This is a genomic window from Sulfurospirillum sp. hDNRA2, from assembly GCF_024206095.2.
GTDB lineage: Bacteria > Campylobacterota > Campylobacteria > Campylobacterales > Sulfurospirillaceae > Sulfurospirillum.
Map to the genome: position 1 here is coordinate 1923332 of NZ_CP159800.1, position 13800 is coordinate 1937131.

15 protein-coding genes are annotated in these 13800 nt (G+C 44.6%); all 15 read right to left on the reverse strand.

The window, feature by feature from the left end:
- Positions 1-5 precede the first annotated feature (5 nt).
- Complete coding sequence (gene mrdA, locus NL930_RS09465) at positions 6-1829, reverse strand: penicillin-binding protein 2 (protein WP_254376526.1); 1824 nt, start codon at positions 1827-1829, stop codon at positions 6-8.
- Positions 1826-2299 carry a hypothetical protein gene (locus NL930_RS09470; RefSeq protein WP_039675910.1) on the reverse strand — a complete coding sequence of 158 codons (474 nt, stop codon included), beginning with the start codon at positions 2297-2299 and terminating at the stop codon, positions 1826-1828. The genes mrdA and NL930_RS09470 overlap by 4 nt, the downstream gene beginning before the upstream one ends.
- Positions 2266-2724 (reverse strand): N-acetyltransferase, encoded by a 459-nt coding sequence (locus NL930_RS09475; protein WP_039675908.1) that lies wholly within the window; start codon positions 2722-2724, stop codon positions 2266-2268. The genes NL930_RS09470 and NL930_RS09475 overlap by 34 nt, the downstream gene beginning before the upstream one ends.
- Positions 2721-3323, reverse strand: coding sequence for a ribosome biogenesis GTP-binding protein YihA/YsxC (gene yihA, locus NL930_RS09480; protein WP_254376527.1), 603 nt, complete (start codon positions 3321-3323; stop codon positions 2721-2723). Before yihA ends, NL930_RS09475 begins: the two co-directional genes overlap by 4 nt.
- Positions 3320-3784, reverse strand: a complete 465-nt coding sequence (gene lptA, locus NL930_RS09485; protein ID WP_254376528.1) for a lipopolysaccharide transport periplasmic protein LptA — start codon at positions 3782-3784, stop codon at positions 3320-3322. The genes yihA and lptA overlap by 4 nt, the downstream gene beginning before the upstream one ends.
- Entirely contained in the window at positions 3781-4320 is a 540-nt protein-coding gene (locus NL930_RS09490) for a hypothetical protein (protein WP_254376529.1), read from the reverse strand. Before NL930_RS09490 ends, lptA begins: the two co-directional genes overlap by 4 nt.
- Positions 4311-4808 (reverse strand): HAD family hydrolase, encoded by a 498-nt coding sequence (locus tag NL930_RS09495; RefSeq protein WP_254376530.1) that lies wholly within the window; start codon positions 4806-4808, stop codon positions 4311-4313. The genes NL930_RS09490 and NL930_RS09495 overlap by 10 nt, the downstream gene beginning before the upstream one ends.
- Positions 4805-5377 (reverse strand): imidazoleglycerol-phosphate dehydratase HisB, encoded by a 573-nt coding sequence (gene hisB / locus NL930_RS09500; protein ID WP_373028074.1) that lies wholly within the window; start codon positions 5375-5377, stop codon positions 4805-4807. Before hisB ends, NL930_RS09495 begins: the two co-directional genes overlap by 4 nt.
- Before the next feature lie 4 nt (positions 5378-5381).
- The gene (locus NL930_RS09505) at positions 5382-6137 is read right to left on the reverse strand and encodes a septal ring lytic transglycosylase RlpA family protein (protein ID WP_039672527.1); all 756 of its coding nucleotides are present in this window, start codon (positions 6135-6137) and stop codon (positions 5382-5384) included.
- A gap of 16 nt (positions 6138-6153) precedes the next feature.
- The gene (locus NL930_RS09510; protein ID WP_039672421.1) at positions 6154-7389 is read right to left on the reverse strand and encodes a lytic transglycosylase domain-containing protein; all 1236 of its coding nucleotides are present in this window, start codon (positions 7387-7389) and stop codon (positions 6154-6156) included.
- A gap of 38 nt (positions 7390-7427) precedes the next feature.
- Positions 7428-8228: a TatD family hydrolase gene (locus NL930_RS09515; protein WP_254376533.1), complete on the reverse strand. Its 801-nt coding sequence runs from the start codon at positions 8226-8228 to the stop codon at positions 7428-7430.
- Complete coding sequence (locus NL930_RS09520; RefSeq protein ID WP_039672419.1) at positions 8228-9481, reverse strand: response regulator; 1254 nt, start codon at positions 9479-9481, stop codon at positions 8228-8230. Before NL930_RS09520 ends, NL930_RS09515 begins: the two co-directional genes overlap by 1 nt.
- A gap of 118 nt (positions 9482-9599) precedes the next feature.
- Positions 9600-11249, reverse strand: a complete 1650-nt coding sequence (locus NL930_RS09525) for a lactate permease LctP family transporter (RefSeq protein ID WP_039672418.1) — start codon at positions 11247-11249, stop codon at positions 9600-9602.
- Between the two features lie 101 nt (positions 11250-11350).
- Positions 11351-12889: an AAA family ATPase gene (locus NL930_RS09530; protein WP_254376970.1), complete on the reverse strand. Its 1539-nt coding sequence runs from the start codon at positions 12887-12889 to the stop codon at positions 11351-11353.
- On the reverse strand, positions 12886-13761 hold the full coding sequence (locus NL930_RS09535; protein ID WP_254376534.1) for an NAD(+)/NADH kinase: 876 nt from the start codon (positions 13759-13761) through the stop codon (positions 12886-12888). The genes NL930_RS09530 and NL930_RS09535 overlap by 4 nt, the downstream gene beginning before the upstream one ends.
- Between the last annotated feature and the right edge of the window lie 39 nt (positions 13762-13800).

Consider the following 13800-nt stretch of genomic DNA (forward strand, 5'->3'; position numbering starts at 1 on the left):
CCGGACTACTTTTTAGACTCTTTGGGCTTCTCCGGTAAAGTAATATAACCCATTTCATAGAGCTTATCGTAAATTTTAGAAGCAATCGGTCCACCCTCGCTTCCGCCGTGCCCTCCGTGTTCGACCAAGACGGTTACGACGTATTGCGGATTTTCGTAAGGGCCGTACGTCGTCAGCCATGCATGCGAACGTTGGTAATACTCCATATCCTCTTCACGCATTCGCTTTTTCTCGGTTTGAGAGATACCTACGACTTGCGCCGTACCCGTTTTGGCCGCGATTTTAAACGGAGCCGTCAAACGTAAGTGGTTTAATCCCGTTCCGCCTTGAACGTTAGCGACTTCGTACATACCTTCGCGCGTTACTTTTAAAAAACGTTTTTCGTTTTCGCTGACGATCGTAGAATCAACCGGAAAATCAATGGTCGTATCGTTTACTTTACGTAAAAAATGCGGCGTAACGCCGTTACCCGTCGCTAAAAATGCGGTATACTTGGCAATTTGCACGGGCGTCACCAAAAAATATCCCTGCCCTATCGACGTAATCAGCGTCTCGCCTTGAGACCAACCTCTCCCGTAACGCTCTTTTTTCCATTCGCGACTCGGTACCGTACCCGTAAACTCACGCGGAAGATCGATGCCCGTTTTAGCGGCAAAGCCGATTTTAGATAAAAACGGTGCAATATTATCGATACCGACTTTAAGGCTTGTTTTATAAAAGTAGTCGTCGCAACTTTGTCGGATCGCTTTCACGTACGAGATCATACCGTGGCCCTCTTTTTTCCAATCGCGGAAAATACGACCGCCAAGCTCCATCGCTCCTGTCGACTCGATCATTGTCGAGGGGGTAATAATCCCCGTATTAAGCATCGCCATTCCTACGCCCATTTTAACGATAGAACCGGGAGGATAAAGTCCGTTCACAAGTTTATTGGTAAAAGGATGATTCAAATCGTTTGCTAGTAACGACCACTCTTCTTGCGAAATGCCGTTGACGAATTTATTGAGATCGTATTCGGGGAAACTTGCCGCGGCTAAAATAGCACCGTTTTGGACGTTCATAACAACCACGGCACCGCTATCGTCTCCAAAAAGCGTCGTAATATATTGTTGTAATTCCAAATCAAGACTGAGTACCAAATCGTTGCTGGTCGGCAAGGTTTTGCTCACGACTTCGATCTCTTGATTAAAGGCCGTTACTTTGGTTCTTTTCTCGCCTTTAACCCCTTGCAATACGGCATTGTAATACTTTTCGATGCCCGTTTTTCCGGAAAATCCTACCAGCTTTGCGGTAGCGTCTTCCGCCACGTCTTGGGTATTGGCGCGACCGACGTAACCGATGACATGTGAGGCTAAATTGCCGTAAGGATAATGACGTTTGGAAGCAATTTGAATCCTGAGATTTTCATGTTGGGCAATGCGTGCGAAATGCGGGATCAGCTTGTCGTATGGAATAAAAGGAATCACGTCGACGTAATCGTGGTTATACGCCGAGTCGGTTCGCAAATACTCTTTCGTCATCTCTTTCACGCTAAAATCGGTCAATAAGGACGCCAAAAATGCTATCTCATCATCTAAAACGTTACGTTGCGACTTCAAACTCAACCGCGGCTTAATACCGATCGAAAAACCTAAACGGTTGACGGAGAGAGGTTTGAGATTGCGGTCTAAAATAACACCCCGAAGCGGAGCCAATTCATCGACTTTAACGGCATTTTGTTTTGCAATCTCTTCATAATAAGCGTTTGATTTGATGCTGATGTAATAAACGCGCACCAATAAAACCGTCCAAACGATAAAAAAGAGGCCTAAAACTATTTTGATTCTCACCGAGACACCCTAAAAAGCATAAATGAGAGCAACGAATCCAGCGCAATAGAGTAAAAGTAGTAATTGGAAAAATAAGGAAACGTTTCGTTATTTAAATAGGCCAAAAAACAATTCAATAAATAGTGCCCGATATACGCAACGATCACGTAACTCGCTAAAATACAATTATCACATGTAATCAAGGTTTGAATTTTTAACAACGCGAAGCGATAAACTAAAATAAATAAAATAACATACGAGAAGAGGTAAAAACCCTTGCTGGCATCGTAAAAACAGAGGTACGCAAAACCTAACGCGATGCTGCCGGCTTTGACTTCACGGTGTTCGAACTCCAAGATCAAATACGCAAAAACGACGCCGACGAATGTCGGTAACCACGGATAAAGCGAGGACATAATTTGGCATAAAACCAAAATTCCCGCAAGTCCGAAAAGGGTTAAATATGTTTGATGAGTGCGATTTCGTCGCATATCGGAAAATGCTTGCATTTAATACAATCCGCCCATATTTTATGAGAGGGAAGTGCTTCTTTAGGGATTTCGCTAAATCCGAGCGTTTCAAAAAAACCTTTTTGATAGGTTAACGTAAAGACTTTTTTCACTCCCAAAAATTCGCCTTCCGTTAATAAATTTTCAATAATCCCTCGACCGATACCTTTTCCTCGATAGCCTTCTTTGACGATAAGGCTACGAATCTCCGCTAGATCGGGCGCATGAAAATGAAGAGCCCCGAAACCGATGATTTCATCGTCTTCTTTGGCTAAAATGTACGAACGTATATTGGTCGACATCTCATCCGCACTGCGAAAGAGGATAATACCTTTTTCGACTTCTAATCGCACGACCTCTTGCATCAAAGCGATATCGCTGAGCTTTGCTTTTGTATAACGTATCATGATTGTGCTCCGAAAACCACGTTAAAAATCTGTGCCAAGAGTTGATCAATCCCTTTCTTACGACTGCTAGAAACCAATAAAGCATCCGGATAGTGTTTTTTGATCACGCTGATTTCACTTTGTTTCAGTTTATCGGCTTTCGTAAAAATGCGTAAGATCGTTTGATCGGGACGGACGACGTCGTGCAAATAATCATGTACGGCTTTGTCGTTTTCCAAAAAAGGATGTCTTGCATCTACGAGATGAAGAAATAAGCGAATCGAAGCACGTTTTTTTAAGTATTCCGTTAAATTTCTTTGCCACTCGTCTTTCATGCTATGTGATACCCTCGCATAGCCGAAACCGGGTAAATCGACCCATTGAAGCGTAAACGGTACTTCATCCTGCGTTAACGTGACGTGAAAAAAGTTAATGAGCCTTGTTTTACCGGGAGTAGAAGAACTTTTGGCCAAATCTTTTCGATTGCTAAGCGCATTAATTAAAGAGCTTTTACCGACGTTACTACGTCCGATAAATGCCACTTCGCTAATGCCCTCGGGCGTGCTTTCATCCAGCTTGGAAGCCGACTTAACAAAGCGGGCTTCTTTGACGTGGATCACTGTTTTTTATCCTCGACCTTAAAGATGAACTTCACAGGAGCGCTTCCTTTTCCGTCCACCTCATAATGACCGCTGATTTGATCGACGCGAATTAATTCGCCGTAGACTTTTTTATCGGTATCGATTTCATGTAAAAACGCCTTTTTTTCTAACGTGTAAAGGCTTTTAGTAGGATCGTACGTCATCTTGTCGGCTTCACCGTAATAGTGTTTTTCTTTCATCATCATATTGCCCTTAGCGTCACCCGTAGCAATATAGAGAATCGGTTGCTTTTTCTCGTCGAAATGAATCGTAATCTTTTTCGCCGTGAGCTTATCGCCCTCTTTGATAACGGTCACGTTTCCTTCAAAAATACTGATTCGTTTGGCTTCGTCCGCAAAAAATTTATCGGCGGTCACTTGTACTTCTGCGGCAACAAGCATCGAACAAACGCATGCTGCGAGGATAATCAAAAATTTCATTTGCCTTTTCTCTCCACTTGTTGAATCACGGAATGAATACTATTCGCCGCAATTGTGCCCTCTTTCATCTGATAAACAAATGAAAGACCGTTCGTACGGCTTCGTTCTTGAGAAAAAATAAAGGGTTTGTCACTGCGTAAAACTTCCGTATTCAAATCGTAAAAAATATCTTCACCTTCCAGTGCAACGCCGTCGCTACGGACGTAATGCGAATTGCTCATACAGTGAATCACTTTATCGCGAACCAAAGCTTTATCGGTCGTTAAAACGCCTCGAAGTCCTTTGTCGGTTCGATGTTCGGCCGTGACGGTTTGAAGCTCGTCAAAATCTTTAAAACGCATAACGCGCATCGAATTCACGATACTTTCGATACCGTTATCTTTGATCTGGTAATTTTGAGCGTGAATCAGTTCGATTTCGGGAATCTGATTGCCGTTGAGATCAACGATGCGTAACGTGTAGGGTTCTTTGATAATTAAAAAAACGCTCATGCCTAAAAAGAGGAGCGCTCCGTAGACGAATAATCTTACAACCAAGGGTTTACGAATGCCTCGCTTAAATTTTCCGATGCCACGACATAATCGATCATCTCACGTACCGCACCGTGACCTCCGTTGCGAGATAAAACCACGCTGACCTCTCGTTTGACCAAAGGCAGCGCATCGTTGGGCGCAAACGAAAGAGCCACCGAACGCAAGAGTGCTAAGTCGTTAAGATCGTCGCCGATAGCGGCAACATTTTCAAAAGAGAGATTTTCGGCACGAAGAATCTCTTCTAAAACCGCTTTTTTATTTTTCACGTTCTGATACAAATAGCTGATGCCGAGCTCTTTCGCACGGCGTTCTACAACACGCGAACCGCGTCCGGTAATAATCGCGCTTTTTTTCCCGAGTTTCATCCACGCAACGATTCCAAATCCGTCTTTGACGTTAAATACTTTAAATTCTTCCTGATCGCCGTTACCGTACATAATTCCGCCGTCCGTCAGACAACCGTCGACGTCAAACACTAAAAGTTCAATCACAAAACGCCCTTTGTACTTGGAATGCCCGCACGTTCGTTTTTGACCAAAGCGCGTCTCAGAGCGACCGCAAACGCTTTAAAAGCCGCTTCCAAAAGATGGTGTTTGTTTCTGCCGCGTCGTGCGATAATGTGCGCACTCAAAGCGGCATTTTGCACAACGGCTCTAAAAAATTCTTCGGCTAATTCAACGTCGAATTCGCCGACTTTTCCTTCCGCGTCTACTTCGTAAACTAAATAAGCGCGGTTGCTCAAATCCAAATCGCATTCGACCGCCGCTTCGTCCATAACGACGACGGCATTACCGTATCGTTCTACCTTTTCGATCGGATAGATCGCGGCTTTAAGCGCCTGTCCCAAAACGATTCCGACATCCTCGACGCTATGATGAAAATCGATATACGTATCGCCTTGACATGTAAGGGTTAAATCGATCTGAGAATGCTTCGAAAATGCTTCCAACATATGATCGAAAAAGCCGATACCCGTTGAAATAGCGGATTGCCCGCTTCCTTCTAAAGTGAGCTCGACGCGAATATTCGTCTCTTTCGTAATGCGTTCTACGGTTTTTATCATGTTATTCCCTTACGATAAATGAGCCTTTAAATTGCCCTTTTGCAATAAAATCGGAGGCTTCCGCTTCACTACCGAAACCTTTCAACCAGACGCGATAGATCGGCTGATTTTCAAACGTTCCTTCTTTCACGACCGCATTGTAGCGATTATTAACATTCATATTGCTTTGAGCAAACCGTGCGGCACCCTCTTTGCTTCTAAACGCACCGATTTGAATAAAATAATCGCTCTCTACGACACTCTCTTTAGGCGCACCCGCCGGTGCGACGACGCCTGCAAAACCGATGACTTCCAATCCTACAGGACCCGTACCGTTAGCGACGAGCTCCAACCTCGAAGCCGCCGTATAAGAAAGATCGATAATACGCGTACCCACAAAAGGCCCTCGATCGTTGACGCGTACGACGATACTTTTATTGTTTTTAAGGTTGGTCACTTTGAGCATCGTGTTCATCGGAAGGGTTTTATGCGCGGCGGTTAAATCGTACATGTTATACACTTCGCCGTTTGAGGTTTTTTTGCCGTGAAAATCTTTGCCGTACCAGCTTGCCACGCCGCTGAAATAATCCCCGACGCTGACCATCGTCGGATAGTAAGTTTTTCCGTCGATCGTATAGGGTCGCATCGTGGCCCGGTGCATTGCGGGGGAGTTGTTAATGGAAGCCGCTTCTTCGCTAGAACCGCTTGCCCCTCGAGGCGTATGTACATACGAACTACGCGAAGAACATCCCGTAAAACACGAAATGCACGCAAGCATAAGAAGGCTAAAGGCACTAACGTTTCGGAATAACAATACTCTCTCCCGCTTTCACCAAAGCTTCTTTTTTATGATTCGCTTTTAAAAGCATATCGAGGGAAATAGCGTATTTTTTAGAAATACTCTCCATCGAATCTCCCGCTTTCGCGATGTAAACCGCTTCTTGCATCAAAGACGTAGACGCTTTCGGAGCTCCTAAAGGAACGATGAGTTCGGTTTTCGGTTTGAGCGCGGCACTTTTTAAACCGTTGAGTTCGATCAGTTTTTGCGATGCCGTACCGTATTTTTGTGCGATTTTATCTAACGAATCGCCCTTTTGGGCAACGTAAAGGGTATACTTTTGAGGTTCTTTCGTCGTATCGAAGTTTTGCGTAAAGGCAATTTGGCGATCTTGCGGAATGTAAACGTAGCTTTCGGTATTCACGGGCGGTGTAAAAGCGTGCTTCAGGTGAGGATTGTAAGCTTTAAGCTCGCTCATCGATATGCTCATGCTTTCCGCAATATCTTTAAGCGACGTACCGCCTTTGACGCTCACTTTAACGAACGTAGCATTGTTGGCACGGTTTAGAAGGTACTCTGAACCGTTATCGAGCATCACGTCGGTGCTGTTAGAGATATAGCTCATCATCAAAATTTTACGAATATACAGTCGGCTCTCTTTGGGTAAATATTTTTTATGCTCGTCCAATAAAACGTTAATATCGTCCGTTCCGGCTTTTTCGATGGCTTTGGAAACCGTTCCCTCTCCGCAATTATACGCTAGCGCGGCAAGATACCATTTGCCGAACATGCCGTGTAAGTTTTTCAAATAGGCGATAGCGGCTTCGGTCGATTTAACCGGATCGCGCCTGTAATCGACAAAACTATCGTTGGTTAAACGGTAGAGTTTGGCCGTTGCCGGAATAAATTGCCAGATACCCGAAGCCCTTGCCGAAGAAGAAGAATATGGATTGAAACTCGATTCCGTCATCGCAAGGTATAAAAATTCGGAAGGAACGCCGGCTTCTTGCATCATTTTTTGTAAAATCGGAATAAATTTATCGCCGTTTTCAAGCGTTTTGAGAAAGTGTTTGGTTTTATACGTCTCGGCATCTTCTTTCATGGAGATAAAAATAGAATCTTTTAAAAAAGTGTTGGGAAGATCGAAATTTTTAAGAGCGGTTAGTTGTTGTTGGTAGTCGGTGTTATCGGTGCTTAAGAAAGCATGCAGGCTCTGAAAGATTAAAAAAAGGGCTACGATAACCTTGTACATGCCTCTCCTTTTCGTGTCGTTTTTGCTTGATGTTATCTTTAGATTGTATCAAACTTTATCTTTTCTAAAGCTTTAAAGAGAAAAAGAGCATTTTTTGTGGTTAAATCGTGTATATCCGTAACACTCATCTCTAAAACCTCTGCCATCTTCTCAGCAACCAATCGCGTGTAAAAAGGCTCGTTTCTCTGCCCTCGAAAAGGCACCGGCGTTAGGTAAGGAGCGTCGGTTTCGATCAAAAGCTTATCTTTTGGAATTAACGGTAAAACTTCAACAAGGCTCTTGGCATTTTTAAACGTTAAGACGCCGCCGATACCGAAATAAAACCCGTGATCGGCTAAATCGAGCAAATGTTTGGAGGCATTGTAGCAATGCAAAATACCGCCGATAACACCCGCATCTTCTTCCAATAAAATACGTTTGCTATCGTCGTTTGCGTCGCGTATGTGTACGATGAGGGGTTTTTGGAGCTCTTTTGCCAAACGCACGTGACATCGAAAAATCTCTTTTTGTCGCTCTTTTTCCTGTACCATCGCTTCCGCTTCTTCGGGTAAGCGAAAATAGTCCAATCCGCACTCGCCTATCGCAATGCATTTTTCATCTTCTAAAAAGCGGCGCAAAACAGTTTCGTCGTATTGATCATGATGGTATGGATGCACGCCCGCCGCAAAAAAAATATGTTCGTAGCGATGTGCCAGAGTTTGGGCGCGCTCAAGATCATGGAGATCCGCTCCCGGAATAACGATACCTTTCACGCCGCCTTTGCTGGCCCGTAAAACGACTTCATCCAAATCGTCCGCAAATTGCGTATCGTCCAAATGGCAATGGGTATCGATGATCATTAAGCGACTTCCACGCGATTGCGCCCGTTTTGTTTGGCTTTATAAAGCGCTTGATCGGCTAGATGCACGATCTCTTCGAGGGAACCGACGTCGTTAAACGTCACGCCGATCGAGACGCTGACATGTAAAGATTTTGTTTCCGGTACGCTGATCGCTAAATGCGATACGACATCGGTAAATTTAACAAAATAAGCTAACGCTTTTTTGGGGTCGCACTGTTTGAGCACGACGCAAAACTCATCGCCGCCGAAACGCGAAATAAAAGCATTATCGCAAAAATGGTTTTTCAGCTGTTCGGACAAGGCAACGATCACAGCATCACCGATGCGATGCCCTAAAGTATCGTTGATTTGTTTGAACTGATCGATGTCGATCAATCCCAGAGCAAAAGGCTCGCTGTGCTCTTTCGCCTCTTTAAAATAGTGTTGCATCTGCTCAAAGAAAAAACGCCTGTTTGCCAAACCGCTCAGAAAATCGCTTTGCGCCATAGCTTTAATCGTAGCGATATATTCCAATGCGTCCAGCGAATTGTCGATACGACATGTAATCTCTTCTTGACTAAAAGGCTTATTGATAAAATCGTTCGCGCCGATTTTTAAAAAATGCGCCGAAATCAATTCCGCATTGCTGGCGGTCATCGCAATAATGGACAGTTCGTTTTTCGAATAACGTTTGCGTACCTCTTTCGTTAATTCCACGCCGTCGATAACGGGCATTAAATAGTCCGTCAAAATCAGTTTAATATCCGGATTGTCTTCTAAAAACGCCAAAGCTTCTTCGCCGTGTGCCGCCACAAGCACTTTAAACATATGCCGTTGTAAAAAATCTTTAATTTGTGCACGAGCAACAATCGAATCGTCGACGACAAGCACTTTAACGTTACGATTTTTATGCAGGCGTTCGATCAGCGAAAAAATATAATTCACGTCGTCGATATTGCCTTTATGAACGTAATCGATAACCTCTTTTTTTAAGATTTTTTCGCGCGTCTCGTGATCCATCGAACCGGTCAGAACGATGGAAGGAATCTTATGGCTTAAAATCATATCGACCACTTCGCCCTCCGGCGCATCGGGCAGATTCAAATCCAAAAGAGCCACGAAATAGTCTTTTTCTTTTTCAACCAATGCCAACGCTTCTTCGTAGCTATACGCGGCATCGATGTCGAAATCAAGGCTGGATTGCATTTTTTTAACGATCAGTTTTGAGAGTGCTTTATTGTCTTCGACGATGAGTATTTTTTCACGCGACATTCAAAATCCTAATTGAGGGCATTAACGTTTATTAGATTTTTGATTGTAACATAAAAGCATTGGGAGTTTTCTAAAAGAAGGCGACGGCGGAGGAATCCGCCGTCGCAAAAAGGTTAATTTACGGAACCATCCATGTTAAAACATACGCTTGCGCCATCGTCATAATCCCCATGATCACGACTAGCACCAAGCTGTGCTTAACCGTAAATCGGAAGAGATCGGACTCTTTTCCGACAATACCGGCAGACGCACATGCGATGGAAATCGATTGCGGAGAAATCATCTTGCCGCAGACGCCGCCCGTGGTATTCGCCGCAACCATTAAGGTCTCGTTTAAGCCCAATTGGTGTGCGGTAGATTGTTGCAAGCCGCAGAAAAGCGCATTGGAAGAGGTGTCCGACCCGGTAAGGAAAACACCTAACCAACCCAAAATCGGAGAGAAGAACGGGAATAAGAAGCCCGTATTCGCCAATACCAACGCCATCGTCGTCGACATACCCGAATAGTTCATCACAAACGCAAACCCTAAAACCATACCGATCGATAAGATGGCCCATTTCAATTCAAAGAGGGTTTCGCCCATTGTTTTGACCGCCGTTTTCATATCGACGCGCAAAATAAACATCGAGATAATTGCGGCAAAGAAAATGGCCGTTCCGGTTGCCGAAATCGGGTTAAACGTATAAATCACTGGGAATGCCGTCGGTTTGGCAACAATCGGCGCCATTTTAAAGATCGCGTTGCTGATAGAACTAAATTCAAAGTTGAAAATCGTCCCCGCCATAATCGCACCTTTGGCAAAATAGGCTTTAAACGCATTGGTCGTCCAAATCGTAACCATAATCGAAAGGATGATAAACGGAGACCATGCTTTCAAAACTTCCCCACCCGTGTGCGCTTTTTGCGTCTCACGTTCCAATTCGGCGGATACGTGACCTTTTAAGATATTTTTAGGTTTCCAAAATTTGAGGAAAACGGTCGTAGCAACGATAGAAATGATCGCCGATGTAACGTCCGGTAACTCAGGTCCGATGAAATTTGACGTCGCGTATTGCGAAAACGCAAAACTTCCGCCGGCAACAAGTGCCGCAGGCCACACCTCTTTCACGCCTTTAAAACCGTCCATCATCGCTACGATCCATAACGGAATAATGATTGAAAGAAACGGCAATTGACGTCCCGCCATCGCGCCGACCAAAAACGGATCGATGCCGGTTACTTTGCCCGCAACCAAAATAGGAATACCCAAGGCGCCAAACGCGACAGGAGCGGTATTGGCAATCAAACAAAGGCCGGCGGCGTAAAGCGGAGCAAATCCGAGACCGACCAAAATTGCCGCCGTAATCGCAACCGGAGCGCCAAAACCGGCGGCACCTTCCAAAAAGGCTCCGAAAGAAAAACCGATCAAAATAACTTGAATACGCTGATCTTCCGTAATGGAAATGATAGAGTTACGGATAATGCCGAATTGTCCGCTTTTAACCGTCAATTTGTACAAGAAAACGGAAGCGACGATAATCCAAGCAATCGGCCACAATCCGAACAAAAACCCGTATGCGGCGGATGAAACCACCATACCCGTAGGCATTCCGAAAGCAACGACGGCAACGATCATCGACAATGCCAACGTAATCGTCGCAGCTAAATGCCCTTTCATTCGAAAAACGGCCAACGCCATAAAGAAAAACACAATCGGAATTAACGCCACGAGTGCCGATAACCCTAAACTCCCACCGATAGGTGCATAAACTTGTTGCCAAGTTTGCATACGTACCTCCTTTTGAATGTAAACTCTACACGCAGAGTAAAAGAACGGTATGATATTCGTATGATTTTAGAAGAATAAAAAAAGAAGCACTGAAAAAGTTGTTACGATTTTGCACTTTCAAGAAGGGTTCTAGCAAACTGTTTTGCCTCATCGGTAACATGTTCGCCGCTGACCATGCGGGCAAGTTCTTCCATTCGCTCTTCGCCTTGCAGTTCTCTTACCGAGCTGGTCGATCCTTGCTTCGCAACCAAGAAGTGTTGATCGGCACGTGAAGAGAGTTGCGGCTGATGCGAAATCGCAAAAATTTGGTACCGCGTACACAGTTGCTTTAAGACGTTTGCAACGCTCATAGACTCCTTTCCGCTCAAATTGGCGTCGATCTCGTCCAAGATTAAAACACCTCCGCCGGAGAGTAGAAACGTGTTTTGTACCGCTAAAAACGCCAACCGCAAACGGTTGTATTCACCCGAACTGATTTTCTTCAAATCCACTTTGCCCAAAGCGATTTGAATGACGTCGCAACCGTATTCGCCTAAAGTCCCCTCTTGCATGTTTACGCTTAAAGGCGGCATGTAAAGTTGGGATAAATAGGCGTTCAAATGTTCTTGCAATTCGCTTACATGTAAGCGTCTTTTCTGAGATAAAACCTGCGCCGAAGTCGTGACGTCGCTTTCGTATTTGGCAAGGGCTTTTTCCAAACGGCTTTTTTCAAACGCGATATTTTCGTAGCGCGCCAACTCTTCTTGGCGTTTTGTGCGGTGTTCTAACGCGCCTTCGATCGAACCGTAGCGTTTTTTCAATTGGGAAATTTTTTCGATGCGATCGAGTAAATTTTCGACGTCGATCTCTTCCAAGGCTTCTAGAGTGTCGCTTTGTTTTTCAAAAATCAAACGCAATTCGTTAATACACGCATCGAAAAACGCGGCGTCCGCTTCCATAAGATGCAGTGCTTCGTAAACGCTTGATTCTAAAGCAAAGATTTCAGAGGCTTTTTGCATCGCCTGTTCGATTTTTTCTTTTTTAGAAAGCGACTTCTTAAACGAAAGCAATTCTTCGTCTTCACCGATTTTAGGCGACACTTCATCGATTTTAGTAATTTCGAAACGAGCAAATTCTTTTAGATCTTCAATTTTTTTTTCTTCGGCTTCCACGCTTTCAAGCTCGTTTTTTAAGGTCACGTACTCTTGAAAAAGCGTTTGAAAATGCGCCACGTTTTGAAGGTGCGTTGCTTCATGCGAAGCGCAAACGCCGTCTAAAAGTTCGATTAAGCGTTTCGTGTCGAATTCGCTACTGTCTTTAACGCCCAAAGAACTTAAAAACGTACGCGAAATGTCTGAAAGAGCTTTTTTGGAAACGCTTTGTGCATTGATGAAATAGCGCGCACTTTTGGCTTTCAGGAATTTAAAAACATTGGGGTTTTCTTCTTCAAAACCGAACGCTTCCAAACCGAGCTTTTGAGTGATCGTCGCTTCGATAACGTCGGCTTGTGCTTCGCCATAACCGAATACGCTCAGCATCCCTTGCATTAAAACCGATTTACCCGCGCCGCTAGGCCCCGTAAAAACGATCAAGCCGTTTTGAAACTCGAGCTCGCACGCCTCAAACGAAAGATGGTTTTTTAACAACAATCGCTCTATCACATGTGCCCCCAACGTAACTTCTTTTTCAACACGTCAAAATAGTCATGCTCCAAACGGTGAATCAACCGTGCACCCTTTTTGGCGATCTTAACGCTGATGCGATCAAAATCGTTCATACTATACGTCTCCTGCCCGTCGATAACGACGACCGTATCGTCTTCGCTCTCTAACGAAATTTCAAAATCAACCGGCAAAACCAAAGGACGTTGCGTAAGCGAATGCGGGCAAATCGGCGTTAAAATCAAAGCTTCGGTCAACGGATAGAGCAACGGACCTCCGGCGGAAAGGTTGTATGCGGTCGAGCCGGTCGGCGTCGAGACGATAACGCCGTCGCCGTAATAGGTGTTAAATAAATGCCCGTCGACGTAAGCGCGTACGGTACTCATGTGAGAGATTTTGGAACGCGACACGACAACGTCGTTAAACGCAACCGCTTTTTGGATATGCCCTTTGGCGTGTAGGGAGACTTCCAACATCATACGCGTATCGATACGGTAATTTCCGGTAAAAAGTCCTTCGATAAAAGGGCTAATCTCTTCGGTTTGAATATCCGTCAAAAAGCCCAGTTGTCCGGCGTAAATGCCTAACACGGGCTTGTGATACGCAAAGCTACGACGACACAACGAAATTAGCGTACCGTCTCCACCGAGCGAAATGAGAAAATCGCTTCGAGCGCACATCGTATCAAAAGGCGTTCCTTCCAATCCGAGCGTTTGTGCGCTCACTTCGTCGATCAGTAACGAAACACCTCGTCGGTGCAATGCCCCGCAAATTTCGTCGACGAAAATACGAAGCGACGCGTCATTAGGTTTGCTTGTCAGTCCGACGCACGTAATAGCCGATAAAAGTTGATTGTGTTGTGTTATCTTCATGGAAACTCATTCTACCTTGTATTTTATTAATCATCGATT

Coding starts and splice junctions, on each gene's coding strand:
- NL930_RS09505 (WP_039672527.1), bottom strand. CDS start 6,137: ATGCTTGCGTGCATTTCGTGTTTTACGGGATGTTCTTCGCGTAGTTCG.
- NL930_RS09520 (WP_039672419.1), bottom strand. CDS start 9,481: ATGTCGCGTGAAAAAATACTCATCGTCGAAGACAATAAAGCACTCTCA.
- NL930_RS09470 (WP_039675910.1), bottom strand. CDS start 2,299: ATGCGACGAAATCGCACTCATCAAACATATTTAACCCTTTTCGGACTT.
- NL930_RS09535 (WP_254376534.1), bottom strand. CDS start 13,761: ATGAAGATAACACAACACAATCAACTTTTATCGGCTATTACGTGCGTC.
- NL930_RS09525 (WP_039672418.1), bottom strand. CDS start 11,249: ATGCAAACTTGGCAACAAGTTTATGCACCTATCGGTGGGAGTTTAGGG.
- lptA (WP_254376528.1), bottom strand. CDS start 3,784: ATGAAATTTTTGATTATCCTCGCAGCATGCGTTTGTTCGATGCTTGTT.
- NL930_RS09510 (WP_039672421.1), bottom strand. CDS start 7,389: ATGTACAAGGTTATCGTAGCCCTTTTTTTAATCTTTCAGAGCCTGCAT.
- NL930_RS09515 (WP_254376533.1), bottom strand. CDS start 8,228: ATGATCATCGATACCCATTGCCATTTGGACGATACGCAATTTGCGGAC.
- NL930_RS09475 (WP_039675908.1), bottom strand. CDS start 2,724: ATGATACGTTATACAAAAGCAAAGCTCAGCGATATCGCTTTGATGCAA.